At 70.1% G+C, this 23,967-nt stretch carries 19 protein-coding genes; 8 read left to right on the forward strand and 11 right to left on the reverse strand.

Annotation, left to right across the window (positions count from 1 at the left end; genetic code table 11):
* Positions 1–85: 85 nt before the first annotated feature.
* The 5 genes from KF837_08025 to KF837_08045 all read right to left on the reverse strand — a co-directional run bounded on the left by KF837_08025 (position 86) and on the right by KF837_08045 (position 6,683).
* Positions 86–2,194, reverse strand: a complete 2,109-nt coding sequence (locus KF837_08025; GenBank protein ID MBX3227245.1) for a hypothetical protein — start codon at positions 2,192–2,194, stop codon at positions 86–88.
* Positions 2,195–2,561: 367 nt separating this feature from the next.
* Positions 2,562–3,146 (reverse strand): aminoacyl-tRNA hydrolase, encoded by a 585-nt coding sequence (pth, locus tag KF837_08030; GenBank protein MBX3227246.1) that lies wholly within the window; start codon positions 3,144–3,146, stop codon positions 2,562–2,564.
* 12 nt (positions 3,147–3,158) lie between these two features.
* A complete protein-coding gene (locus KF837_08035) occupies positions 3,159–3,836 on the reverse strand; it encodes a 50S ribosomal protein L25 (protein ID MBX3227247.1) in 678 nt (225 codons plus the stop codon).
* A 141-nt stretch (positions 3,837–3,977) separates the two neighbouring features.
* Positions 3,978–4,922: a ribose-phosphate pyrophosphokinase gene (locus tag KF837_08040; GenBank protein MBX3227248.1), complete on the reverse strand. Its 945-nt coding sequence runs from the start codon at positions 4,920–4,922 to the stop codon at positions 3,978–3,980.
* A gap of 51 nt (positions 4,923–4,973) precedes the next feature.
* Positions 4,974–6,683 carry a hypothetical protein gene (locus KF837_08045; GenBank protein ID MBX3227249.1) on the reverse strand — a complete coding sequence of 570 codons (1,710 nt, stop codon included), beginning with the start codon at positions 6,681–6,683 and terminating at the stop codon, positions 4,974–4,976.
* 536 nt (positions 6,684–7,219) lie between these two features.
* Here KF837_08045 and KF837_08050 point away from each other — a divergent pair.
* Entirely contained in the window at positions 7,220–8,449 is a 1,230-nt protein-coding gene (locus tag KF837_08050; protein ID MBX3227250.1) for a class I SAM-dependent rRNA methyltransferase, read from the forward strand.
* A 41-nt stretch (positions 8,450–8,490) separates the two neighbouring features.
* Positions 8,491–9,453: an alpha/beta fold hydrolase gene (locus tag KF837_08055; GenBank protein MBX3227251.1), complete on the forward strand. Its 963-nt coding sequence runs from the start codon at positions 8,491–8,493 to the stop codon at positions 9,451–9,453.
* Here the strand turns inward: KF837_08055 and KF837_08060 are convergent.
* From KF837_08060 to KF837_08075, 4 genes are read right to left on the reverse strand one after another with little or no spacing between them, the layout of a single operon-like run.
* Positions 9,442–10,026, reverse strand: a complete 585-nt coding sequence (locus KF837_08060; protein MBX3227252.1) for a class I SAM-dependent methyltransferase — start codon at positions 10,024–10,026, stop codon at positions 9,442–9,444. The genes KF837_08055 and KF837_08060 overlap by 12 nt on opposite strands.
* 4 nt (positions 10,027–10,030) lie before the next feature.
* The gene (locus tag KF837_08065) at positions 10,031–11,260 is read right to left on the reverse strand and encodes an ABC transporter permease (GenBank protein ID MBX3227253.1); all 1,230 of its coding nucleotides are present in this window, start codon (positions 11,258–11,260) and stop codon (positions 10,031–10,033) included.
* A gap of 1 nt (position 11,261) precedes the next feature.
* A complete protein-coding gene (locus KF837_08070; protein MBX3227254.1) occupies positions 11,262–12,020 on the reverse strand; it encodes an ABC transporter ATP-binding protein in 759 nt (252 codons plus the stop codon).
* Entirely contained in the window at positions 12,020–13,339 is a 1,320-nt protein-coding gene (locus KF837_08075; GenBank protein ID MBX3227255.1) for an efflux RND transporter periplasmic adaptor subunit, read from the reverse strand. Before KF837_08075 ends, KF837_08070 begins: the two co-directional genes overlap by 1 nt.
* 353 nt (positions 13,340–13,692) lie before the next feature.
* Here KF837_08075 and KF837_08080 point away from each other — a divergent pair, with 353 nt between their 5' ends.
* The 6 genes from KF837_08080 (at position 13,693) to KF837_08105 (ending at position 20,021) form a co-directional block, all read left to right on the forward strand.
* Positions 13,693–14,940 carry a VWA domain-containing protein gene (locus KF837_08080; GenBank protein ID MBX3227256.1) on the forward strand — a complete coding sequence of 416 codons (1,248 nt, stop codon included), beginning with the start codon at positions 13,693–13,695 and terminating at the stop codon, positions 14,938–14,940.
* A 147-nt stretch (positions 14,941–15,087) separates the two neighbouring features.
* The gene (locus KF837_08085) at positions 15,088–15,555 is read left to right on the forward strand and encodes a hypothetical protein (protein MBX3227257.1); all 468 of its coding nucleotides are present in this window, start codon (positions 15,088–15,090) and stop codon (positions 15,553–15,555) included.
* 129 nt (positions 15,556–15,684) lie between these two features.
* Positions 15,685–16,632: an SdiA-regulated domain-containing protein gene (locus KF837_08090; GenBank protein ID MBX3227258.1), complete on the forward strand. Its 948-nt coding sequence runs from the start codon at positions 15,685–15,687 to the stop codon at positions 16,630–16,632.
* A gap of 112 nt (positions 16,633–16,744) precedes the next feature.
* Complete coding sequence (locus tag KF837_08095) at positions 16,745–18,211, forward strand: DUF2252 family protein (GenBank protein ID MBX3227259.1); 1,467 nt, start codon at positions 16,745–16,747, stop codon at positions 18,209–18,211.
* The gene (locus tag KF837_08100; GenBank protein ID MBX3227260.1) at positions 18,208–19,389 is read left to right on the forward strand and encodes a hypothetical protein; all 1,182 of its coding nucleotides are present in this window, start codon (positions 18,208–18,210) and stop codon (positions 19,387–19,389) included. The genes KF837_08095 and KF837_08100 overlap by 4 nt, the downstream gene beginning before the upstream one ends.
* A 2-nt stretch (positions 19,390–19,391) precedes the next feature.
* Positions 19,392–20,021, forward strand: coding sequence for a lamin tail domain-containing protein (locus KF837_08105; GenBank protein MBX3227261.1), 630 nt, complete (start codon positions 19,392–19,394; stop codon positions 20,019–20,021).
* Between the two features lie 324 nt (positions 20,022–20,345).
* Here KF837_08105 and KF837_08110 read toward each other — a convergent pair whose 3' ends face one another.
* The gene (locus KF837_08110) at positions 20,346–20,921 is read right to left on the reverse strand and encodes a hypothetical protein (GenBank protein ID MBX3227262.1); all 576 of its coding nucleotides are present in this window, start codon (positions 20,919–20,921) and stop codon (positions 20,346–20,348) included.
* A gap of 339 nt (positions 20,922–21,260) precedes the next feature.
* Complete coding sequence (locus KF837_08115; GenBank protein MBX3227263.1) at positions 21,261–23,927, reverse strand: glucosidase; 2,667 nt, start codon at positions 23,925–23,927, stop codon at positions 21,261–21,263.
* Positions 23,928–23,967 lie beyond the last annotated feature (40 nt).

A 23,967-nucleotide genomic window follows, 5' to 3' on the forward strand; every position in this document is an offset into this window, starting at 1 on the left:
TGGTTTTCCGCGGTCAAATGACGGCGGGGCCGCGGGTCATAGCAATGACCGGCGGCCCCGTCTAGTCGTGAATTAGCGAGTCAGATCAGTGGTTCAGGCTCTTGTCGAGCTTGCCGAAGCTCCACTCGTGGGTGACGGCGTCGGTGCCGTACTGGACCTTGAGATCGACGCCGTCCTTCACCGCCGCGAACTGCTCCGCGCTCAGCTTGAAGACGATGCTGTTGGTGCTGCCGTCGGCCTTGTACGAGGCGCCGACGACCTCGTCGCTGCCGAGGAGGAGGCGCGGCAGCTCGTCGTGAACGAGGAACTCGTCCTGGCTCGCGAGCTCGATCTCGACCGCGTCCGATTCGGTGCGGATGTCCGCGACCGCGTTGCCGTCCGTGTGCGTGTTGGTGACGTTGCCGGTGCCCGGATCCGAGACGACGTCGGGCTGGGTGCCGGGGTTCGTGTTCGAGTCGGACGCCGCGAGCGGACGCGAGACGCGGATGCTCGCGAGGTAGACCGAGCTGGACTCGGTCTCGTCGAACGTGAGCTTGATGCCCTTCACGTTCGCGAGCTGCGCGTTGCCGAAGTCGCGGAGCGGGATGCGCGCGGTGTCGAGCAGCACGTGGCCGCCGTGCGCGAGCTCGACGTAGCTCTTGAGGCTGACCGCGTTCGAGGTCGTGCCGTCGCCGTTGACGAGGGCGATCGAGAAGCTCGTCGGCGTCGCGACGGAGGCGGTGACGTTCTTGAGCGAGACGCGGACGTCGAGGGTCGACATCGTGGTCGCGTCGACGCCGCCGACCGGGATCTCGAGCGTGGCGCCGGGCGCCGTCCACGTGACGAGGCCGGCCTTCAGCGCCGCGTCGTGCTCGGGCACGCTGCCGTGGGTCATCGTCGCGCCGCCGCCGAGGACGATCGCTTCGCCGCTGAGGCTCGTGCCGGCCGGCTTCGTGAAGTCCTCGAGGACCTTCGTGTTGTCCGCGCTCGCGGAGTCCGCGTAGGCGCGGCCGATGTGCGTGACCGCCTCGAGCTCCTCGGGGAGGCCGAACTGCGGATCGTAGACCTTGTTGTACGCGGCCATGCGGTCCTGGCCGACGTTCGCGCGGAAGAAGCCCATGAGCGCGTGGAGGCCGGTCGTGCGCTGCTTGGCGGAGCCGTTGATCTCGGCGGCGCTCCAGAGCGGGACGTTGCCGGCGCCGCGGCAGCCCGAGGCGTCGCTCTGCTGCCACTCGGTGTTGAAGAAGTTGTGGTTCGCGCCCCAGACGCCGAACATGCCCTTGGCTGCGGCGCTCGCGCCTTCGCCGTTCTTCGCGAGCATGCGGTCGAAGGGCTTCATGCCCTGGAGGTTCGACACGTCGCCGTCGCACATCGGGAGGATGACGTTCCAGGCGGTGCCGTTCGCGTCGAGGACGCGGCTCGTCTGACCGTCGACCGGGCCGATCTCGAAGATGCCCTTGAAGCCGAGCGGGCTCTGGATCTTCGCCGGCCACGGCGAGCCCGGGTCGTTGTACTGGACGTACGCGGCGCGGACGCCTTCGCCGCCGCGCGAGTGGCCCATCATGCCGATCTCGCTGAAGTCGAGCGTGCCGGCGAGGTCGACGCCGAGCGACGCGGGCGTGGTACCCGCCGTCTTGGCCCACTTGGTGAGGTGCTCGAGGTGCTTGAGCACGAGGCGGCCGCGCGCGAGGTTGAGGCCGCCGTCACCCGCCGCCGGACCGCCGGCGGTGATGCCGCGGTTCGCGTTGATCGAGACGACGAAGTAGCCCCACGACGCGAGGCGCTCCGCGACGTACGCGTAGCCCATGTGGTTCGGGACCACGACGTAGCCCGGCGGGCAGGTGCCCTGCGTGGTGTACTGCGTGTTGTTGTCACGACGCGGGTTCGCGCCGGTGCCGCAGGTGCCGTGGTTGCCGTGGAGGAAGACGATGAGCGGATGCTTCTTGCCGCTCTCGAGGTTCGCCGGGCGCCACATGTGGCCCCAGACCTCGGTGTTGCGGTCGGCGAGGACGTCCGGATCGACCGACGCGGGGAGCTTGTATTCTGCATCCGTGATCGAGAGCGGGCCGCGGCCGGTCGCGTCGGCGGCGCGCTCCGTCGCCTGCGCCTTCGAGGACTCCACCTCTTCGTCGGTCGTCGTGTTCGACGAGCAGCCAATGGCGAAGCAGCCGGCGATGAGCGCGGGGGTCAAAAGGCCGAAGGCGCGAAGCTTCATGCGGGGGATCCTCGGGTGGATGACGTTGTAGGTAGACGTCGCAGGAGAGACCTTGGGGTAGCATTCGCCCACCCCCGCGCAAGGCGGATTCGTACGAAAAAACAGCCCGTTTCGGATCACCAGGATCGCCGGTAGCCCAGATGGGTGGGGAAAAGTCCGCGCAGCCCGGATATTTACTCACTCAGCGTCGGGGGCTCCGCCCCCGACACCCCCGCCCCAGACACCGCCCTCGCGCTGCGCGCTCGGGGCGCTTCGCGCCCGCTTGCGCGGCCGCTTCTGGGGCCCCGCGTTGGCCCGACGCCGTCGGAGTGGGCCCAGTCCCCGTATCGCTTGGTGTTGACGGCGGTAGCGCTTGGTGTTGACGGCGTTAGCGCTTGGTGTTGACGGCGTTCATGGCGGCGACGAGGCCGTCGGCGACGACGCGCTCGACGGCGTTGACGGCGCGGTCGATCACGTCCGGTAGCTCGGCGCTCTCCATCGGGTCGAAGTTCTGGAGCACGTAGTCGGCGACGTCGCCCTTGAAGCCGGGCGGCGGGCGGCCGACGCCGACGCGTACGCGCACGAAGTCGGGCGTGCCCATGCGCGCGATGACGCTGCGGATGCCGTTGTTGCCCGCGTGACCGCCGCCGAGCTTGAGGCGCACGTCCTTCCACGGGATGTCGATCTCGTCGTGCACGACGACGATGCTCGCGGGCTCGATCTTGAGGAACGCGGCCGCGGGCTGAACGCTGTCGCCCGACAGGTTCATGAACGTCTGCGGCTTGAGCACGGCGACGGGGAGGTGCCGGCCACCGACGACGAGATCGCCCTTCGTCCAGAGCGCGCTGAACTTCTCCTTGAAGTCGGCGAGGCCGTGCGAGCGCGCGAGGCGCTCCACGACCATGAACCCGACGTTGTGCCGGTTCTTCTCGTACTTCTTGCCCGGATTGCCGAGCCCGACGACGAGAACCACGCGCGCGCGAGGCTACTTCTTCGCCGGCGCGGCCTTCGCGTCCTTCGCGGGCGCGGCCTTCGCGTCCTTGCCCGCCGCCGGAGCCGCTGCGCCGGCCGCCGGAGCGCCCGGAGCCGCCGCCGCTTCCTCGGTGCGGTCCTTCTCCGGCGCGACGACGGAGATGACGGTCTGCTCGGAGGGGAGCCGGACCTCGACGCCCTCGGGGAGCTTGAGGTCCTTCGCCGCGACCGCGTCGCCGAGCTCGAGCGCGCTGACGTCCGCCTCGATCTTCAGCGGGATGCGGTCGGGGAGGCAGCGCACGGGGACGGTGCGGTAGACCTGGCGGAGGAGGCCGCCCTTCGCGACGCCGGCGGCCTTGCCGATGGCGACGAGCGGGACGTCGACGTCGACCGCGCGGTCCAGCTTCACCTCGACGAAGTCGATGTGCTCGAGCGAGCGCGACACCGGGTGATAGCTGTAGTCCTTGATCATCACGAGCATGTCCTTGCCGCCCTCGACCGTCATCTGAAGGACGGTGTTCTGGCCGCGCTCGCTCTTGAGGATCGTGACGATGTCCTTCGGCGTGACCGCGAGCATCGTCGCCGCGAGGTCCTTGCCGTACGCGACCGCGGGGATCTTGCCGGTGCCGCGGAGGCGGCGAACGGCGCTCTTGCCCTGAGCGGTGCGGGTGTGCGCGGTGACGTTGTGCATGGCGGCGGACATGGCGGACTCCTCGAAATCTTCTCGAATGCCCGGAAATGAGCCTCCGGGGCTTTGGGGGGCCGGATACCTAGCAGAACCCTCGGCGCGCGGGTAGCAGTTCGTGCGGGCTCCGCCGCTCGGGCCAGGTGCTCAGGAGAAGAGGGAGCTGACCGAGTCCGACGAGTGGATGCGCTTGATGGCTTCGCCGAGGAGGCGCGCCATCGAGACCTGCTTGATCTTGCTGCAGCCGCGGGCCGCCTCGGAGAGCGGGATCGTGTCGCTGACGACGACCTCGTCGAGCGGGGAGTCGATGATGCGCTGGATGGCGGGGCCGGAGAGGACGCCGTGGGTCGAGCACGCGACGACGCGCTTCGCGCCGTGGTCCATCAGCGCCTTCGCCGCGCCGGTGAGCGTGCCGGCGGTGTCGATCATGTCGTCGACGATGATGCACTGCTTGCCCTTCACGTCGCCGATGAGGTGCATGACCTCCGAGACGTTCGCGCGCTCGCGACGCTTGTCGATGATCGCGAGGCCGGCGTTGAGGCGCTTCGAGTACGCGCGGGCGCGCTCGACGCCGCCGGCGTCGGGCGAGACGACGACGGACGACGAGTCGAAGTGCTTCTTCAGGTAGTCCTCCATCATCACCGGCAGCGCGTAGAGGTGATCGAAGGGAATGTTGAAGAAGCCCTGGATCTGGCCGGCGTGGAGGTCGATCGAGACGACGCGCGTGACGCCCGCGGCCTGGATGAGATCGGCGACGAGCTTCGACGTGATCGGCGTGCGCGGCGCGACCTTGCGGTCCTGACGGGCGTAGCCGTAGTACGGGATGACGGCGGTGATGGTCGTGGCCGAGGCGCGCCGCAGCGTGTCCGCCATGATGAGGAGCTCCATCACGTGGTCGTTGACGGGGCTCGACGTGGGCTGGATGACGAACGCGTCGACGCCGCGGACGTTCTCGTTGATCTCGCAGAAGGTCTCGCCGTCGGAGAAGCGCTGGACCTTCACCTTGCTCAGCGGTGTCTCGAGATAGGTCGCGATAGCCGCTGCGAGTTGGGGGTTCGCGTTGCCCGAAAAGAGGCAGACCTTCTTGAACACGAGGCGTAGCTAGTCGCCACACCGGGGGGTGTCAACGGACGGAGGGGGACTTTAGCGAAGCATCTTCGCGCACTCGGTGCGCGGTCCCGTCTTGCCCTGCTTCACGCACGCGCTGTAGCAGCGGCGCGCCTCCGCCATCTTGCCCTTCTCCTGGTAGGCGGCGCCGAGGATGAGCCACGCCTCGCCGTCGGTCGGATCGAGCGCGACCGAGCGCTCCCCCGCCTCGATCGCGTCCGCGAGCTTGCGCCGCTCGAGCGCGGTGCGCGCCTTCTTGAGCTCCTCCTTCGCGTCGCCCGCGATCTCCTCGGCCTTCGTCGGCGCCTCCGCCGTCGCTTCGGCTTTCGCTTCGGCGGCGGGCTCGGGCGCGGGGTCGACCTTCGCCGGTTCCGGCGTTTCTGCCGCTTCAACCGCCTTTGCGGTTTCCGCCGCTTTCGCCGCCTCGTCGTCGGTCGGGGTGGGGGCCGCGGCGGGCTCCGCTGCCTTCGGCGTCGCGGGCGCTTCCTCGACTTGCGAGATCGCCGGTGCCGCGGGGGGCTTCGATTTGCCGCGGAACGCGGAGCTGCCGACGGCCGCGAGGCAGACGAACGCCGCGCCGGCGACCGCGATCTTCACGTAGCCGGCGAGCTTCGCGCGGCGCTGCACGACGTGCGGGAGCGACTTTCGGATCGCCTTCTCGGGGACGTAGTGCTCGTCGCCGTCGCCGTCGACGCTCTCGGTGCGCGCGTGGATGGCGAGGTCGCCCTCCGAGAAGAAGCGCTCGTCCTCGACGCCGAGGTCGTTCGCAGGCGGGACGCTGATCTCGTCCGGATCGGACGACGGGGCGACGCGAGCGGCCGCCGCCTGCGCGGCGGCGCGCTTCTCTTTGAGTCGCTCGCGCGCTTCCTTGCGCTCGCGGAGCTCCGCCGCGCGGTCACGCGTCGAGTCCGGCAAGAGCTTCGGCGACCCAAACGTGAGCGTCTTCGCAAGGTCAGCCTTCCCCGCAGCCACGACCTCACCGGGCAACGCGGCGACAGGCGACTCCGCAACCACACGCACCTCGCCGACCAGCGACTCCGCGGCGGCGCGAGACTCGATCGCCGCCACCGGCTCCGCAGCAACGCGTGACCCCGCAGCGCGCGGCTCGAGCTCCGCCGCCGGCTCCGCAACGCGTGCCCCCGCAGCGGCGGGAGACTCCATCGCCACCGCCGGCTCCGCAGAAACGCGCGGCTCCGCAGCTACGCGCGGCTCCGCGGCGGCACGCGGCTCGATCGCGGCCAGCGACTCCGCAGCAGTACGTGACTCCGCAGCTACGCGCGGCTCCGCGGCGGCACGCGGCTCGATCGTGGTCGACGATTCGGCGGTAGGGGCGCGCGACGTAGTCCAAGGAGCCGCGAGCGGCTCGGCGCCTGGCGCCTCGACGGGTGTGGACTCGGCAGCTGCACGCGGCTCGGTGGCAACTGCACGCGGCGCGGGGCTCGAAGGGGTCGCGGTCGAACCGTGGACGACGGTCGACGCGAAGTCCCTTGTCGGCGGTCGATCCTTTGGGTCGTCGACGATCGTGGCGCCGAGGTCGGCCGTGGGCGCCGCGACGGGCGGCAGATGCGAGGGCGTGCGCCAATCCTCGTCGAGGGCCTCGTCTGCCTTCGCGTCGAGGGCGGACAGCGGCTCGACGGCCGGAGGGGGCTCGAGGACCGGGGGCGGCGACGGCAGCGGCGTGAAATCGAAGGCCGGTTTGTCGATCGGCTGGATGCCGCCCACGATCGTCTTCGTGAACGACGGCATGGTCACCGGAGCGACCTTGGAGTCGGCGCCTCGTGTTTCGACCACTACCGGGGGCGGGGTCTCCATCGAGGACGGGGGATCCGAAGGCGGAACACCGACGACGACGCGCGGCGATCCGTGCCCACCGCTCGCGGGGCCGACGTCGCTCCGGAGTGCCTCGCCCTTCAGGCTGACGGCCACCAGCGGACGCGAGATACGGCTGCGACGGCTCGAACGACCTTTTCTCATGTACCTTCTTCCGTTACTCGGAGGGGGAGCGGCGCGAACATGTGCAAACGTCGTGCGCGATTCGAAGCGAGCCGAAGACCCCTGCTATTCCAGCGCGAGGCGCCGGGAGCGTCAATCTCCGCACGCCCTGAGACAGGCATTTTCGGTCCAAGTTGCGCCAACTTGAGCCGCGTACGAGCCCACCTGTGAATACACGTCGACCGGCCAAAGGCATCCGCGGATGGAGTGGTGCGCCACGCAAAACCGGACCACGGGATCATGGGGTCCAGCCGAAGAAAACAGGAAATGGGGGAAGGCCCGAGATCGTGGTGCACGGTGGAGCTGCGGACTCGGTCCGCCGAGGACACCCGTGGATCTACGCGTCCGCGACGGCTCATCTTTCCAACGGTCCGGCCTCGATCGTACGAATCGTCGACGAGGACGGCCATTTTCTCGGCAGCGGCATCTGGGATCCGGGGTCGCCGATCGCGGTCCGCGTATGGACGCGAAATCCAACGGAGGACGTGAACGCGCGGCTGTTCCGCGCCCGGCTCGAGGCCGCCCTCGCTATCCGGACCGAGCTATTCGCCGACGGCGCGACGACGGCCTATCGCCTCCTCAACGGCGAAGGCGACCGCACGCCCGGCTTCGTGATCGATCGCTACGCCGACGTCGCCGTCCTCAAGATCGACGGCGACGCCGCGCGCGCCCTCGCCGACACGCTCCTCGCCGACGTCGAAGCCCCGCTCCGCGCCGCCGGCATCACCACGTTCCTCGATCGCAGGGGGAAAAAAGGGGAGCCCCCTACCCTCCGCGCGCGCTTCGGCGAGCTCCCCCGAACAGGAAAGGTCGAGGTGAAAGAGCACGGCGTGCCCTTCGTCGTCGACCTCGCGAAGGGCCAGAAGACAGGCGCCTTCCTCGATCAACGCGAGAACCGACGCCGCATCGCCGAGCTCGTCACGCGCAAGCAAGCTCCGCGCATCGACGAGCTCGGCGCGCAAACGGGGCGGACCGGGCAGAGCGAGACCGAGCGGACGCTGGGGCCGCGGGTCCTCAACCTCTTTTCGTACACGGGCGGCTTTTCGCTCCGCGCGGCGCTCGCGGGGGGCGTCGTCACGAGCGTCGATGTTGCGATGGGGGCGCATGCGACAGCGCAGGAGAGCTTCCGACTTGCCGGGGTCGATCCGAAGGGGCACGCGTTCGTCACCGCCGACTGCTTCGCGTTCCTCGAGGCGGCGTGGAAGCGCGGCGAGACGTGGGACGTCGTCATCAGCGATCCGCCGAGCTTCGCGCCGAGCGAGAAGGCGAAGCCGAAGGGGCTCGCAGCATATCGATCCTTGCATCATGCATGTGTTCGCGTCCTCGCGCCGGGGGGCACCTTCGTCGCCGCGTCCTGCTCGAGCCACGTCGGGCTCGAAGAGTTCGTCGCGACGCTCGACGACGCCGCGCTCGGACGGAGCGACCTCCGCCTCCTCGAGACGTTCGGCCCGCCGCCCGACCACCCCACCCTCCCGTCCTTCCCCGAAGGCCGCTACCTCAAGCTCGCGATCCTCGCCTGAGAGCCTGAGAGCCCGAGAGCCCGAGAGCCCGAGAAGACCCGATGCGCACCGAGCGATTCCTCGTCGACAACCATCGCGGATGGCGCCTCGGCCTCACGCGCTTCCGCGACGAGACGACCGAGCTCCGCGGCCGCCCCGCGATCGTCGTCCCCGGCTACGGGATGAACTCGTTCATCTTCCGCTTCCATCCGAGCGGCCCCTCCCTCGTCGAGTGCCTCGCCGCGCGCGGGCTCGAGGTGTGGACGGTGGACCTCCGCGGCCAGGGCCGCTCGATCCGCGCCGCCCGCGGCAACAACCGCTACGGCCTCGGCGACCTCGCGGTCGACGACGTCGGCGCCGCGATCGCCCACGTGATGAAGACGACCGCGACGAACGCGGAGACGGTCGACCTCGTCGGCTGCAGCCTCGGCACCGCCCTCGCCTTCGGGCACGTCGCGATCGTCCCCGCCGCGCCCGTCCACGCGATCGTCGCGCTCGCCGGCCTCGTCACGTGGCAGGACGCGCATCCGATCGTGAAGCTCGCGTACGGATCGCCGAAGCTCGCCGGGATCGTGCGCTTCACGAACACGCGACGGCTCGCGCGGTTCGCGCTCCCGCTCGCGACGAAGGTCGCGCCCGGCCTCCTCTCCGTCTACCTCAACGAGCGATCGACCGATCTCTCGCAGGTCGCGAGGCTCGTGCAGACGGTCGAGGACCCCCACCCCCTCATCAACCGCGAGATCGCGGAGTGGATCCGCCGCGGCGACCTCGTCATGCGCGGCGTCAACGTGTCCGCGCGGCTGCCGGAGCTCACGCATCCGTTCCTCTGCGTCGTCGCGAACCAGGACGGCATCGTGCTGCCGGTCACGGCGCGGCACACCTTCGACCGCATCGGATCGAAGCACAAGGAGATCCTCTTCGTCGGCGACGACGAGATGCCCGTCGCGCACGCCGACCTCTTCTTGTTCAAGGGCGCAGAGGAGCGCGTGTTCGCGCCCGTCGCCGACTTCCTCCTATCGGCCTGACGCCTCGAGCTCGTAGAAGAGGACGCCCGACTCCCTCTTCGACCAGAGGCCGCAGCCGACCTCGACGAAGTGCTCGTCGAGCCGCGCGCGGTACCACTTGCCGGTGCGGCCGTGGACCTTCACGTCGGTGCGCTCGCCGTCGCAGACCTCCTTGATGTCGCGCTTCGTGATCGCCTCGAGGTAGAGGAAGCCGCCCGTCATCGCGGCGAGATTCTCGATCGCCTTCGCGCAGCCCGCGTCGTCGAGGTACGGGAGCACGCCCTGGCAGATCACGAGGTCGAACTCCTCCTTCGCGCGCCACTTCGTGATGTCGCGATGCTCGTGCCCGTATTGCTTCGCCGCGTGGGCGCTGTACTCCGTCGACCGGTAGGCCACCCGCGGGCGGTTCCGCTCGAACCAGTCGCGCCACAGCCCGACGCCGGCGCCGACGTCGATCACCGTCTCGAGCGGGTGCTGCCACCAATCGATGAAAGAGACGACGGCGGTGCAGAGCTTCGCGACCTCCTCGCCCGAATGCACGCGCGTCCCCGCGCTCCCGTAGTACCGCTCGTAGTAGCTCGCGTCGAAGGTCACGCGCTCACTCGTATCGCAACGCGTCGATGGGATCGAGCTGCGATGCTTTGCGCGCGGGATAGAGGCCGAACACGATGCCGACGAGGGCGCTGAAGATCACCGACACGGTGATGACGTCGACCTGGATCTGCATCGGCCACCGGAACTTGCCCGCGAGCCACGTCGCGGTCCCGACCCCGAGGGTGACGCCGATCATCCCGCCCGCGAGCGAGAGCACGAGCGCCTCGACGAGGAACTGGAGGAGGATGCTCCGCGGCTTCGCGCCGATCGCCATGCGGAGGCCGATCTCGCGCGTGCGCTCCGTCACGCTCACGAGCATGATGTTCATGATCCCGATCCCGCCGACGAGGAGCGACACCGCCGCGACCGCCGCGAGGAGCGTCGTCATCGTCTCGGTGCCCTGCTGCTGCGCGCTCGCGACCTCGGAGAGGTTGCGGATCGAGAAATCGTCGTCGGCCGACGGCGGGAGGCGATGCCGCTCGCGGAGGAGCGCGGTCACGTCCGCGAGCGCGCGCTGGGTCGTGCTCGAGCCCGTCGCCTGCACGAAGATGCTGCCGGCGAGGTACTTGCCGAGGCCGCCCTGGATGCGCTGCGCGAAGGTCGAGAACGGGATGTAGGCCGAGTCGTCGTAGTCCTGCCCCGACGGCGACTGGCCCTTCGGCGCGAGGACGCCGACGACGACGAACGGCGACTTCGCGATGCGCACCGTCTGCCCGACCGGGTTCGCGCTCCGGCCGAAGAGCTTGTCCACCACCGTCTGCCCGAGGATGACGACCTTCGCGCCCGAGTCGATGTCCTGCTGCGTGAAGGAGACGCCGCTCGCGATCTGCCACGCGCGGATCTCGAAGTACTCCGGCGCCGTGCCGATGACCTGCGTCGACCAGTTCATCTCCTCGCCGATGAGCGACTGGTTCGAGCGGAGCTGCGGCGCCGCCGCCTTCACCGAGGGGAGCTCGGTCTTGATCGCGGTCCAGTCGTCCCACGTCAGCGTGGGCTGGCTGCCGAAGCCGCCGCTCACGCCGCCGGCGTTGGAGGCGCCCGGCATCACGATGAGGAGGTTCGTCCCCATCGCCGCGAACGCCGCCTCGACCTGCGCCTTCGCGCCCGCGCCGATCGCCATCATCGCGATGACCGCGGCGACGCCGATGATGATGCCGAGCGTCGTGAGGAACGACCGCATCTTGTTGCGGAGCACCGCGCGGAACGCGACCAGGATCGTGACGAGCGGGTTCATCTCACGCCGCCCCCTGGCGATAGGGCACCGCGCCCGGGAGCGGCTGCGCGACCTTCGGGGTGTGGCGCGTGTCGGACTGGACGAGGCCGTCCTTCACGACGACGACGCGCGACGCGTACTCGGCGATGTCGGGCTCGTGCGTGACGAGCACGATCGTGATGCCTTGCTGGCCGAGCTCCTGGAAGAGCGCCATCACGTCGATGCTCGTCTGCGAGTCGAGGTTGCCGGTCGGCTCGTCGGCGAGGATGACCTTCGGATCGCCGACGAGCGCGCGCGCGATCGCGACGCGCTGCTGCTGGCCGCCGGAGAGCTGCGCCGGCGTGTGATCGAGGCGCTGGCCGAGGCCGACGCGCTCGAGCGCCCACTTCGCCTTCTCGTGCCGCTTGCGCGCGGAGGCGCCACGATACACGAGCGGGAGCTCGACGTTCTCCATCGCGCTCGTGCGCGCGAGGAGGTTGAAGCTCTGGAACACGAAGCCGAGGACCTCGTTCCGCACCTCGGCGAGCTCGTTCCTGTCCATCCGCGCGACCTCGCGCCCGGCGAGGACGTAGGAGCCCGACGACGGACGGTCGAGGCAGCCGAGGAGGTTCATGAGCGTCGACTTGCCGGAGCCGGACGAGCCCATGATCGCGACGAACTCGCCGGGCATCACGTCGATCGAGACGCCGCGGAGCGCGTGCACCTCGACGTCGCCGCTCTTGTAGACCTTGTGCACGTCCGCGACGCGAATGAGCGGCGGACCGGCCGGCGGCGCGCTCATCAGAACATGCGCCCCATGCGCGGCGGGGCGCCGGTCGAGACGGGCTTGCCGGCGACGATCGCCTCGGTGATGACCTGCTCGCCTTCCTTGAGATCGCCCGAGACGATCTCGGTGATGGTCCCGTCGGAGAGGCCGGTCTTCACGTCGACCGGCTCGGGCTTGCCGCCGCGGAGGACGTAGATCGTGCGCTCGGGGTTCTCCGCCCGATCGGCCATCGAGCGCCTCATGCGCGGCGCGCGACCGGTCGGCGCGGCGGGCATCGCGCTCGGCACCTCGGGTCCCGCCGCGGTGATCGAGAGCGAGGCGGCCGGCGTCGGCGCCGAGGCGGAAGCGATCGCGCTCGTGACCTCGGCCGGGGGCTTGAAGCGGAGCGCGGTGTTGGGGAGCGCGAGGACGTCGTGCTTCTCGGCGTAGACGATCGTCGTCGTCGCGGTCATGCCGGGCCGCAGCTTGAGGTCCGGGTTGTCGACGTCGATGACGGCGTCGTACGTGACGACGTTCTGCAGCGTCGTCGCGGCGTTGCGGATTTGGGAGATCTTGCCCTTGAAGCGCTGGCCCGGGAACGCGTCGACGGTGAACCACGCATCCATCTCCGGCTGGAGGCGGCCGACGTCGCCCTCGGCCACGCTCGTGTGGACCTGCATCTTCTTGAGGTCCTCCGCGATCGTGAAGAGGACGGGCGCCTGCAGCGACGCCGCCACCGTCTGCCCGACGTCGACGTTGCGCGAGATGACGACGCCGTCGATCGGCGACTTGATCGTCGTGAACGAGAGGTTGACCTCGGCCTGGTTGAGGGCCGCCTGCGTCTGCTTGAGCGCGGCCTTCGACACCTCGGTCTGCGCCTGCGCGACGAGCACCGCCGTCTGCGCGGTCTGGAGCTCCGACGCGGCCGCGAGCCCCTGGTCCGACAGGTTCTTCACGCGCTTGAGCGTCGCGTCGGCGTCCTTCTCTTGCGCCTCCGAGCGCACGAGGTTCGCCTTCGCCGAGACGTGGTTCGCTTGCGCCTGCTCGAGCGCGGCGATGAAGAGCTGCGGATCGAGCTTCGCGACGACCTCGCCCTTCTTCACCGTGGAGTTGAAGTCCGCCTTGAGGACGGAGATGCGGCCGCTCACTTGCGCGCCGACCTCCACCGTGACGGTGGCGGAGAGCGTGCCGCTCGCGGTGACCCGCGCCGCGAGGAAGCGGCGCTTCTCCGCGGGGACCGTCTTGTAGGTGATCTCCGGCTCCGCGCGCGAGGCCTGCCATTTCCAGACGCCCACGCCGATGCCTCCGAGGACGAGCACCGGCACGATCCACGAGACCACCTTCTTTATCTGCACGACTCCGCGATCTTAGGCGTCCTGCTGCGGACCGCGAGTCAAAGCCGACGAGCCGTAGATCGTTCCGCTTTTCGCTGCGTAAGAGCAGGGCCCGGCCGCCAAAGGCCGCGCGAAACGACAGGGGTTCTTGCATGCGTCGAGCGTCGGTTTTGGCCACGGGTCTCCTCCTTTCCATCTTTGGCGCCGGCTGCGCGAAGGGGGTGGCCGTGACGCCGACCACCCCGGCGGCGAAGGCCTCGAACCCCATCGCCGCCGATCCCTCGAGCGACATCGCCGCGATTCAGGCGACCGACGGCAAGCCGCGCGTCAACCCGACGAGCACGACGTGGATCGGCGCCTCGGCCGAGGGCGACATGCTCCTCTCCGGCACGCGCGACACGTTCCTCGGCGTCTGGGTCGACGTGCCCGAGACGCGCCCCGAGACGCGTCCGCCGATGGACATCGCGCTCGTGGTCGACACCTCCGGCTCGATGGCGGGCGCGAAGATCGAGAACGCGCGCAACGCGGCCGCGACGCTGGTGAAGAACCTGAAGGACGGCGACATCGTCGCGCTCGACTCGTTCTCCGACACCGCGCGCAAGCTCGTCGCCCCGACCAAGCTCGACGCGTCGTCGCGCGCGACGATCCTGAACGCGATCGCGCAGCTCCGGCCGAGCGGCTCCACGAACATGTTCGACGGCCTCATGATGGGCGAGAGCCAGGTCGCTCGAGCGCCCGCGACGCACAGCGTCCGCCGCGTCGTGATCATCTCGGACGGCATCGCGAACGTCGGACCGTCCACGCCCGAGTCGCTCGGCGCGCTCGCGGAGCAGGGCCTCCGCTTCCACGCGCAGGTCACCGCCATCGGCGTCGGCAACGACTACGACGAGCGCACGCTGAACGCGCTCGCGGTGAAGTCTTCGGGCCGCCTCTATCACCTCACCGAGCCGAAAGAGATGGCGAGCATCCTCAAGGGTGAGCTCGACCTCCTCGACGCGACGCTGGCGAGCGACGCGTTCGTCGAGGTCATGCCCGCGCCGGGCGTGCAGCTCGCGGGCGCGGACGGCATCCGCGCCGACTGGAGCGAGAACGGCTCGCTCCGCATCCCGCTCGGCGCGCTCCACGCGGGGCAGCACCGCGAGGCCCTCGTCCGCGTGCGCCTCGTCGATCCCGCGCAGTTCGAGGGTCACTCGCACCCGCTCGCGAGCGTGCGGCTCCGCTTCCGCGACGCGCAGGACAGCGGTCTCGAGCGCGTGCAGGAGGTGGTCGCGCGGACAGAGCTCACGAGCGACGAGCGCGCCGTCGCGGAGTCGGCGAGCTCGCGCACGAAGGCGATCGTCGCGATCCAGGAGTCGGCGCGCATCCAGATGGCGGCCGCGCAGCGCATCAACGACGGCCGCTTCGACGACGCGGACAAGGATCTCGCCCGCGCGCAAGCGCAGCTCCAGGCGCAAGCCGCGATCGTGAAGGCGCCCGCCGAACGCCGCCGCCTCGAGGAGGCCGAAAAGAAGGTCGCCGCCGCCCGCTCCGCGACGCAAGCAATGCCCTCGAAACCGAAGGCCGTGCAACGCGCCCAAGCCCTCGACATGAACGCCTCCGGCATGAAGGAAATGGGCTTCTGACTCTGACTCCGTTGCCGCCCTCCAGAGGGGCCCCAGAAGCGGCCGCGCAAGCGGTCGCGAAGCGACCCTCGCGCAAAGCGCGAGGGCCGTGTCTGGGGTGGGGTGTCGGGGCGAAGCCCCGACGTTGAGGAATAATGGCGGAGGTTGATGGTTCGCCTGCTCATGGTCACCCGCTTCGTTGTGCCGGCTGCGCTCGTTGGGCTTGGGCTCTTTGCGTGTGCTGAGCCGCCGCGGGCGGCGCGGCCGGAGGCGGCGAAGCCTGCGGTGGTCGCGAAGCACCTGCTCGTGATCGTCACCGAGGACGACGGGTCGGGCGGACCGAGCGCGAAGCGTGACTCGATCGTGCTCGCGGAGCCGCTCGAGCGTGTGCCGGAGAAGGCGAAGGCGTTCGGGATCACGAACGCGAGCTACAAGGTCGGGCTCGGTTGGGACCGCGCGAAGGGCGCGCGGTGCCTCGGCATCACGGTGGAGCGCGACGACTTCCGCGCGAGCGGCTGCGTGTCGCCGGACGAGCCGGTGACGACGGTCGCGACGCTCGATCGCCCGGCCGGTGGCTCGGTCGAGGTGAGCGCGTGGTTCTTCGACGCCGACGCGCCCCTGCCCCGCAGCTTCTGACCGCTTCTGACCGCGTCTGGATCCCCCACGATCCAGTTCGCGGGTGCTGCTTCCGCCCCAAGTCACTGAAATGACACGCGTGGGTTGGTGTAGGCAAATGGGCGCGGGACTTGCGTGAGCTCGTCCGAGATGCTCCGCACCGTCCTGCCCCTCCTCTTCTGTTGTGCGGTCGGCTGCGCAGGCAGCTCCGACGACGCGGCCTACGCGACCGACGAGGGCGCGCTCACCCTCACGAAGATCGCGGTGGAGGACAGCGCGGCGCTGCCGCTCGAGGAGGTCTCCGGCCTCGGCGTCCGCACGATCAACGGCAAGCCGCAGTACCTCGCGGTCAGCGACTCCTCGACCACGCTCGTCACGTTCGCGCTCGGACCGAACGGGCTCCCGAAGGACGTCGCGGAGCACAAACTGAAGCGCATCTTCGGCGGCGGCGAATCGCAGTGGGAGGCGGTCGCGGGCGACGCGTCGGGCCGCGTCTTCATCATGTCGGAGGCGGAGGGGACGATCAGCGTCCTCTCGAAGGGCCTCGAGCTCGATCACGTCATCACGCTCTCGATCCCGGAGGACCACCCGCTCTACGCGGCGTGGGAGCGCGACGAGAACTCGCGCGGCGAAGGGATGCTCCTCCTCGAGAACGGGCACATCCTCGTCGCGAAGGAGAAGGGGCCCGCCGCGCTCGTCGAGTTTGCGCCGAAGGGCGAGGACGCCGCGGGGTACACGCCGGAGCTCGCGCTGAAGAACCGAGCGTTCGAGGTGCCGGCCGGCGAGGAGAGCGTGTTCGAAGCGGTCGCGTTCTGGGAGCTCAAGACGAGCGCGGCGCGGCTCATCGGCGACATCTCCGATCTCGCGGTCGACGCCAACGGCACGATCATCCTCCTCAGCGATCAGTCGCGCGCGATCGCGCGCATCGAGCGCGAGCTCTCCGTCGACGAGCGGAAGATCGATCTGAAGGCGCTCTGGGAGCTCCCGCGCAAGGTCGACAAGCCGGAGGGCCTCGTGATCGTGGGCGGCAAGCCGTTCGTCGCGTCCGACCTCCCGCGCGCCGACGCGCTCTCGTTCTTCGCGCTCTCCGCGCTGTAACGCACTCTCCGCCCCGTACGCATCCTCCGTGCTGTACGCATCCTCCGCGCTGTAACGCATTCGTCACGCGGCGGTCGCCGGCCGTTCGCCGTCGCACGCGACAACGCGACGGGTGCGCCGCACCGTCGCCGTCTCGTTCGTCGCGCTCGCGTGCGCATGCTCGTGCGGCGACGGGAGCATCGACGCGCGCGAGGCGCAGATCGCGGGCGTGATGGCGGCGGCGGACGAGCCGATCATCCGCACGCGCCCGAAGCTCGCGGCCGGCAAGTACGTGAAGATGGCGCGCGCGCCGTACGACTTCTTCCGCGGGACGGTGCCGCTCTATCGCAGCGATCTCCGGACCGGCGCCACGCGCTACGCGGCGTCGCGGTTCGCGCTCGACATGCCGCTCGTGCCGAGCCTCGGCGATCCGCACCCCGAGAACTTCGGCGTCCTCCGCGCGGCCGACGGCACCGCCACGCTCGAGCCGAACGACTTCGACGCCGCCGAGCGCGAGCCCTACCTCTGGGACGTACGCCGCCTCGCGGCGGGGATGGCGCTCGCGACGCTCCTGTCGAACGCGGACGATCCCACCGCGCGCGCGGCGGCGATCGCGGCCGAGGTCGACGTCGTGAGCGCGGCGATCGCGGGGTACCGCGACGGGATCGAGGCGGCCGCGAACGGCGCGCCGCCGGGCCGCGTCGTCGAGGGGATGGGCGGACCTGTCGCGGACGATCTCTTCCGCCGCTCGGAGCGCGATCGCGACGGCCGCGAGCTCGACGAGCTCACCGTCATCGACGCGAGCGGCGCACGGCGGCTCCGGCGCGGCGCGATCGACGACGAGGACCCGCAGAGCGTCCACGCGAGCCTGCCGCCCGCGGCGATCGCGGCGCTGCCCGACGCGATCGAGCGATGGCGTCGTTCTCTCATCGTCCAGCCTCCGAGCGCGGACACGAGCGTGCTCGACGCGGTCCGCGTGTTCGGCGGCGGCGTCGCGAGCTGGCCGCGCGTGCGCGTGCTCGTCCTGCTCCGCGGCCCGACGACGCTCCCCGACGACGACGTCCTCGTCGAGCTCAAGGAGATCGCCGACCCCGCGATCGGCGGGCTCGTACCGCCCGGCCTCTACGCGGACTCGCTCGGCGAACGCGTCGTGAACGCAGCGCGCGCGTCGTGGTCGCGCCTCGACGGCGAGCCGCTCTGGGGCTTTGCGACGTGGCTCGGGCTGCCGTGCCAGATCCGGCGCGAGAGCGAGGGGCAGAAGGGCGTCTCGGTCGATCGCCTCGCTGGCGAGGAAGGCACGCCGGAGGCGCTCGCCATGCTCGGCGCGGTGCTCGGCGGCATCGTCGCGCGCGTGCACGCTCCGGAGGCGACCGCGATCCGCGCCGCGATCGCGAAGGACCGCGACGGCTTCGTCGCCGAGCAGGTGCAGGTCGGCCGCGAGTACGCCGCGCTCGCGCTGGAGGACCACGCCCGTTTCCTCCGCGTCCTCCGCCGCCGCGACGGCCTCCGCCTCGGCATCCCGTTCGATCCCACCGACGCGCCGCCCCCCGACCTCGCCGCCGTCTTCGGCGCCCCACCCGAAGTCCCGGCGCTGCCATGAAGCCGCGTGAGCGCTGCCTCCTCACGTTCGTGAGCGCGGTCCTTCTCTTCACGTCCGGTGCCGCGGCGCAGGAGGGAGCGCCCGCGCGTGACACCGCGGAGGCTCACGCGCCGCCGCCGCACGTCGACGGCGCCGCGCCCGCTGATCCGCCGCGGCTCACGGCCGAGGATCCCGCGCCGCTCGGGAGGGCCGCGCCGCCGACGGAGGCGGGATCGCGCGCCGTCGGGCCGCTCAAGGCGGGGCTCGAGGTGTTTGCGCAATACATGTATCGCAGCGTCGCGGGTGGGTCGTGGTTCCACGTCTTCGACGTGCCGCGTGTGCACGGGGCGGTCGAAGGCGAATACGAGCATGCGCGGGGGCGCGTCGTCGTCGAGGCGGTGCGCTCCGCGGCGGAGGGGGCGCTCGTCGGGGTCGCGGGAGACAGCCTCGTCCTGCGCGTGCGCGAAGCGTGGGCGTCGTATCGGCCGGTCGTTCCGCTCGAGGTCTCCGCCGGCGTGATCCCTACCCTCACCGTGCCGGACCTCGACGGCACGTGGATGATGCGCGTGGTCGCGCCGTCGGGCCTCGAGAGCAGCGCGCTGATGACGCCAGCCGACCTCGGCGCGAAGGCGCGCGTCGAGCTGCCCGCCGGCTACGGCTGGGTCGCGACCGCGTTCACGAACGGCGACGGCTACACCAGCCGCGAGCTCAATCGCGGGAAGACGACCGAGGTCGCGGCGGAGGGGCATCCCCTCGCGAACGTCCGCGCGCTACGGCCGCTCGCCTTCCTCGCGTCGTACGTCGGCGGCTCGACCGGCACCTCGCTCGCGCGCGCGAACCGCGTCACCGGCGGCGCGCTCTGGCAGGGAGAGCGGATCCGCGCCGGCGTCTACGCGACGCACGCGTGGGGCGTCGCGCAGCTCGGGACCCAGCGCGCGATCCTCGCGAGCGCGTTCGTGCGGCTCGAGCCGATCCCGCGCCTCCTTCTCGCCGCGCGCGCCGATCACTGGATCCGGAACACGGGCGCGGAGCAAGCGGACCGCATCACGACGTTGTGGCTCGCGGCCGGTTATCGCGTCGCGCTGCCGATCGAGGTCTTCCTCGCCGCCGATCGCGCGCTCCCCACCGCGCGCGCCGCGAGCGAGGTCCCAGGCTCGGACGCGTGGCAGCTGCGCGTCATCGGAAGGGTGGTGTTCTGATCATGCGTCGCACGTTCCTCGCCTCCGTCCTCCTCGCCGCGATCGCCGGCGTCTACGCGTGCAGCGAGGCGACCGACGGCCTCGTCGGCTACGACGTCGTCATCGTCCCCGCCGAGGCCGGCGCGACCGAGCCCGCCGGCGACGAGCCCGCCGCGCCGGCGAAGACCTTCGACGCGCAGACGGTAACTACCGGCGTCGTCGTGCTCAACGAGCTCTCCGCCGACGACGACTGGATCGAGCTCGTGAACTCGGGCGACGCCGAGGTCGACCTCGACGGCTGGCAGGTCGCCGATCGCGACAAGGACACCGGCGAGCCGAAGCTCTCGGAGGCGGTGACGTTCCCGCCCGGGACGAAGCTCGCGCCCGGCGCCTACGCGCTCGTGAACGCGGGCGACAACCCCGATCCCTGCCCGGGACCGGGCCTCTGCTTCCACGCCAAGTTCGGGATCTCGAACAAGGACGGCGAGACGATCTTCCTCGTTCGAGCCGACGGCGGCGTCGCCGGCGCCCTCGTCTACCCGCCCGACGCCGCGAACGGCGCCGGCCTCACGTGGGGCCGCACCCCGAGCGGCGACCCCGCCGGCACGTTCGCGATCACGCCCGCCACCCCGGGCGCCGCGAACACGCCGTAAAACACCTTGTCTGAACGCCTCACGCGTGGACCGAATTGTGTTCGAAGCTCGGAATGAGCAATTTACACCTATTTGCAATTTTTCACGACTGACGCCAGAATTGAATGTCACGCAATGCCTGTGCGCAGCGCATGCCACTGAGCTTGAGGCGCTGCGCGACGAGTGTCTTGCACGCCGCCTCCACGACGCACTGCCGATCATGAACCCGGCGTACCGCATCCGCTTGCGGAAGTAGCGAAGCTCTTGGGCGACGCGCTGGATTCAGCATGAGCGCGATCGAGGCGGCGTAGATCGCGGTCCGCGAGCGGAGATCGCGCGGGGCGCTCAGCGCAGCCGGGGCGTGCGGTTGACGACCGGCGGTCCCGAGTAGCCGACGCGGCTCTGCGGGCTATCTCCGCACTCCTCGAGCAAGTCGCTGAGCACGACGGGCGCGACCTCTTGCAACGCGAAGGACTCGACGTGCCAGGCGTCGTCGTCGCCGCGAACGAGGTGGAGCTGGGTGAGCCATTCCTCTTCGTCGACTTCGAGACGCGCACGAACGCACGCGCGGTGGGCGGGCGTGCCGCCGACGACACGCATCGAATCGACACGGTGTCTTCGGTTGTGCCGGAGCGCGCGATGCTCGGCGAGGGCTCGGAACTCCACGGTGGACATCGAGGCCCTCCGTCGCGGCGACAGAAGCCGATAGGCCTCGTCGATCTCCCCCCCGCGCACCGCGCTCAGGAACGCGTCCGCGCTCGCCTCGTAGCGCTGCGCCCGTCGAAAGCTCGCGAAGCCCGCCGCGGTGATGCCCCCGAAGAACAGGAGCAAGAAGCCGATCGGCACGAGCATGCCCAGCCCGCGCCGCGTCTTCCTCTTCGGCGCCCCCGCCGCACCGGCGTTCATCTCCGAGCCCGCCATCGGGAAATCATCGAGGACGGCGTCCTGATCGGCATCGCGCCCGCGCGAGCGCGACGACTGGGGGCACCGCTGCTCTTCGTCGGCCAAATCATCGTCAATCCACCCGCGTCCAATCGCAGCCGATCCATCCAGACGACGTCGTCTCCCTTCCCATACTCTTCGCGGTCGCGCCAGGCCCGAGCTTGCGGAATCGACTCTCCTGCTGATCCGCCGAGCTTTCCCGTGCCTCTGTGCGGAGCCGACGGCGATCGCTCCTCCTATCGGGAGCACAGTCCGCGAGTCGTTCGAAAGTCGCTGACGACGAATGTTCGCGCTGCCGCTGGCAAAGCCGGCAGCGCGCTAACGCCACTTCGGGCTTTGCTCGATCAGCTTCGCGACGAGGGCGGTCCAGCCCGTCTGGTGGGTCGCGCCGAGGCCTTCGCCCGTGTCGCCGTTGAAGTATTCGTAGAACGTGATCAGCTCGTTGGGGTGCGTGGCGCCGTCGGCGGGGCGCTTGCCGCCGGCGTCGCGGAGGAACAGCGCGACGAGGCGGCGGGACAGCTCGCTCGCCACCTCCCAGAGGTTCATGTACTTGCCCGAGCCGGTGGGGCACTCGATGCGGAACGTGTCGCCGTAGTAGTGGTGGTACTTCTGCAGCGACTCGATCATCAGGTAGTTCACCGGGAACCAGATCGGGCCGCGCCAGTTCGAGTTGCCGCCGAAGAGGCCGGTCGAGCTCTCGCCCGGCTCGTAGTCGACGCGGTGCTTCACGCCGTCGAGCTCGATCTGGTACGGCCGCGCCTTGTGCACGCGTGAGAGCGCGCGCACGCCGTAGGCACCGAGGAACTCGGTCTCGTCGAGGACACGCGCGAGGACGCGCGCGAGACGATCGCGATCGAGGATCGAGAGGAGGCGCCGCTTCCCCGCTCCGAGCTCCACCGTCGACATCCGGCCCCCGAGCTCGGGGCGGTTCGACATGAACCACTGCGCGCGCTTCACGAAGGCGGGGAAGCGCTCGAGCATGTGCTCCTCGATCGTCTCGACCGCGAAGATCGGGATGAGGCCGACCATCGAGCGCACGCGCATCGGCTGGTTGCCGCGGCCCGGGAGGTGGAGCACGTCGTAGAAGAAGCCGTCCTCCTCGTTCCACATCTGGAAGCCGTCGTCGGTCTCCGACGTCATCGCGTGCGAGATGAGGAGGAAATGCTCGAAGAACTTGTTCGCGACGTCCTGGTAGCTCGGGCTGTACGCCGCGAGCTCGAGCGCGATCGCGAGCAGGTTCAGGCAGTACATCCCCATCCAGCTCGTCGCGTCGGCCTGCTCGAGCTGGCCGCCGCGCGGGAGCGCGTTGGAGCGATCGAAGACGCCGATGTTGTCGAGCCCGAGGAAGCCGCCCTGGAAGACGTTGTTCCCCGCCGCGTCCTTGCGGTTCACCCACCACGTGAAGTTGAGCATCAGCTTGTGGAAGATGCTCTCGAGGAACGCGCGATCGCCCTTGCCCGTCAGGCGCCGCTCGATCTGGTAGACGCGGAGCGCGGCCCACGCGTGGACGGGCGGGTTCACGTCGGAGAACGCCCACTCGTAGGCGGGGAGCTGGCCGTTCGGATGCATGTACCATTCACGCGTCAGGAGCGTGAGCTGCTGCTTCGCGAACTCGGGGTCGACGAGCGCGAGCGGGAGGCAGTGGAACGCGAGGTCCCACGCCGCGTACCAGGGGTACTCCCACTTGTCCGGCATCGAGATCACCTCGCTGTTGAAGAGGTGCCTCCACTCGCGGTTCCGTCCGCGGCGGCGCTCGGGGGGCGGCGGCGGCATCGCGGGATCGCCCGCGAGCCAGCGCTCGAGGTCGAAGCCGTAGTACTGCTTCGACCACAGGAGGCTCGCCATCGCTTGCCGGTGGACGTTCCGCGCCTCGTCCGCGATCTCCGGCGGCGTGATCGCGGCGTAGAACTCGTCGCACTCGCGGCGGCGCGCGGCGAAGACGTCGTCGAAGTCCACGAACGCCGGGGCCGGATGCACGTCCGCCGCCGCCGACGCGAGCTTCATGCGGACACGCACGACGCGCGACTCGCCGGGCGCGAGCTCGAACGTGAAGCGCGCCGCCGCCTTCGTGCCGGCGCGCGCCGGGCTCGTCGCCGCGCGGTTGCCGCCGCACACGTGCGCGTGGAACGCGTCCTTCGGGTACGACGTCTTGTTCGGCGACTTCCAGATCGCCTGCGTGTTCGTCTCGTTGTCGCAGAACAGGAGCTCCGTCGCGCCGTCGACCCAGATCTGCAGCTTCCCGTGGAACGGCTCCGTCCCCTCGATCGGCGGGCCGTGCTCGCCGTTGCCGTAGACCGCGCGGATCTCCGGTTTGTCGACCGGCTTCGCGCCCGGCGGGGTCCCCCAGCTCCACGTGTTGCGGAACCAGAACGACGGGAGCACGTCGATCCGCGCCGCCTCCGGGCCGCGGTTCGTCGCCGTGATGCGGACGAGCACGTCCTCCGGCGACGCCTTCGCGTACTCGACCTCGACGTCGAAGTAGCGCTCGTCCGCGAAGACGCCGGTGTCGGTGATGCGCGGCGAGGGCTCCGCGCGCGTGCGGGAGCGCGCGAGCTTGCGGAACGCGTCGTACGGGAACGCGGCCTGCGGATACTTGTAGAGCGCACGCGAATAGGAGCCGGTCGGCGTCGCGTCGAGGTACCAATAGAGCTCGCCGACGGTCTCGCCGTGGTTGCCCTCCGGTCCGGCGAGGCCGAAGAGGCGCTCCTTCAAGAATGGATCGTTACCGTTCCAGAGCGCGACCGCGAAGTGGAAGAGCCCGCGGTTGTCGCAGAACCCGAGGAGGCCGTCTTCGCCCCAGCGGTACGCGCGCGACCGCGCGTGGTCGTGCGGGAAATAATTCCATGCGTCACCCTTCGAGGAGTAGTCCTCGCGCACGGTCCCCCACTGCCGCTCGCTGAGGTAGGTGCCCCAGCGCTGCCACTTCACCCCGCCCTTCGCTTCTTCCAGACGGCGGTGCTCCGCCGTCCGTTGTTCGATCGACATGGTGCGGCGATGGTACCGAGGGTAGAGTCATCGTCGTGAG

Origin of the sequence: Labilithrix sp., assembly GCA_019637155.1 — a bacterium.
Classification (GTDB): Bacteria; Myxococcota_A; Polyangia; order Polyangiales; family Polyangiaceae; genus Labilithrix.

Coding starts and splice junctions, on each gene's coding strand:
- KF837_08025 (MBX3227245.1), bottom strand. CDS start 2,194: ATGAAGCTTCGCGCCTTCGGCCTTTTGACCCCCGCGCTCATCGCCGGC.
- KF837_08035 (MBX3227247.1), bottom strand. CDS start 3,836: ATGCACAACGTCACCGCGCACACCCGCACCGCTCAGGGCAAGAGCGCC.
- KF837_08045 (MBX3227249.1), bottom strand. CDS start 6,683: ATGCCGTCGTTCACGAAGACGATCGTGGGCGGCATCCAGCCGATCGAC.
- KF837_08055 (MBX3227251.1), top strand. CDS start 8,491: ATGCGCACCGAGCGATTCCTCGTCGACAACCATCGCGGATGGCGCCTC.
- KF837_08065 (MBX3227253.1), bottom strand. CDS start 11,260: ATGAACCCGCTCGTCACGATCCTGGTCGCGTTCCGCGCGGTGCTCCGC.
- KF837_08070 (MBX3227254.1), bottom strand. CDS start 12,020: ATGAGCGCGCCGCCGGCCGGTCCGCCGCTCATTCGCGTCGCGGACGTG.
- KF837_08080 (MBX3227256.1), top strand. CDS start 13,693: ATGCTCCTCTCCGGCACGCGCGACACGTTCCTCGGCGTCTGGGTCGAC.
- KF837_08085 (MBX3227257.1), top strand. CDS start 15,088: ATGGTTCGCCTGCTCATGGTCACCCGCTTCGTTGTGCCGGCTGCGCTC.
- KF837_08090 (MBX3227258.1), top strand. CDS start 15,685: ATGCTCCGCACCGTCCTGCCCCTCCTCTTCTGTTGTGCGGTCGGCTGC.
- KF837_08100 (MBX3227260.1), top strand. CDS start 18,208: ATGAAGCCGCGTGAGCGCTGCCTCCTCACGTTCGTGAGCGCGGTCCTT.
- KF837_08105 (MBX3227261.1), top strand. CDS start 19,392: ATGCGTCGCACGTTCCTCGCCTCCGTCCTCCTCGCCGCGATCGCCGGC.
- KF837_08110 (MBX3227262.1), bottom strand. CDS start 20,921: ATGGCGGGCTCGGAGATGAACGCCGGTGCGGCGGGGGCGCCGAAGAGG.
- KF837_08115 (MBX3227263.1), bottom strand. CDS start 23,927: ATGTCGATCGAACAACGGACGGCGGAGCACCGCCGTCTGGAAGAAGCG.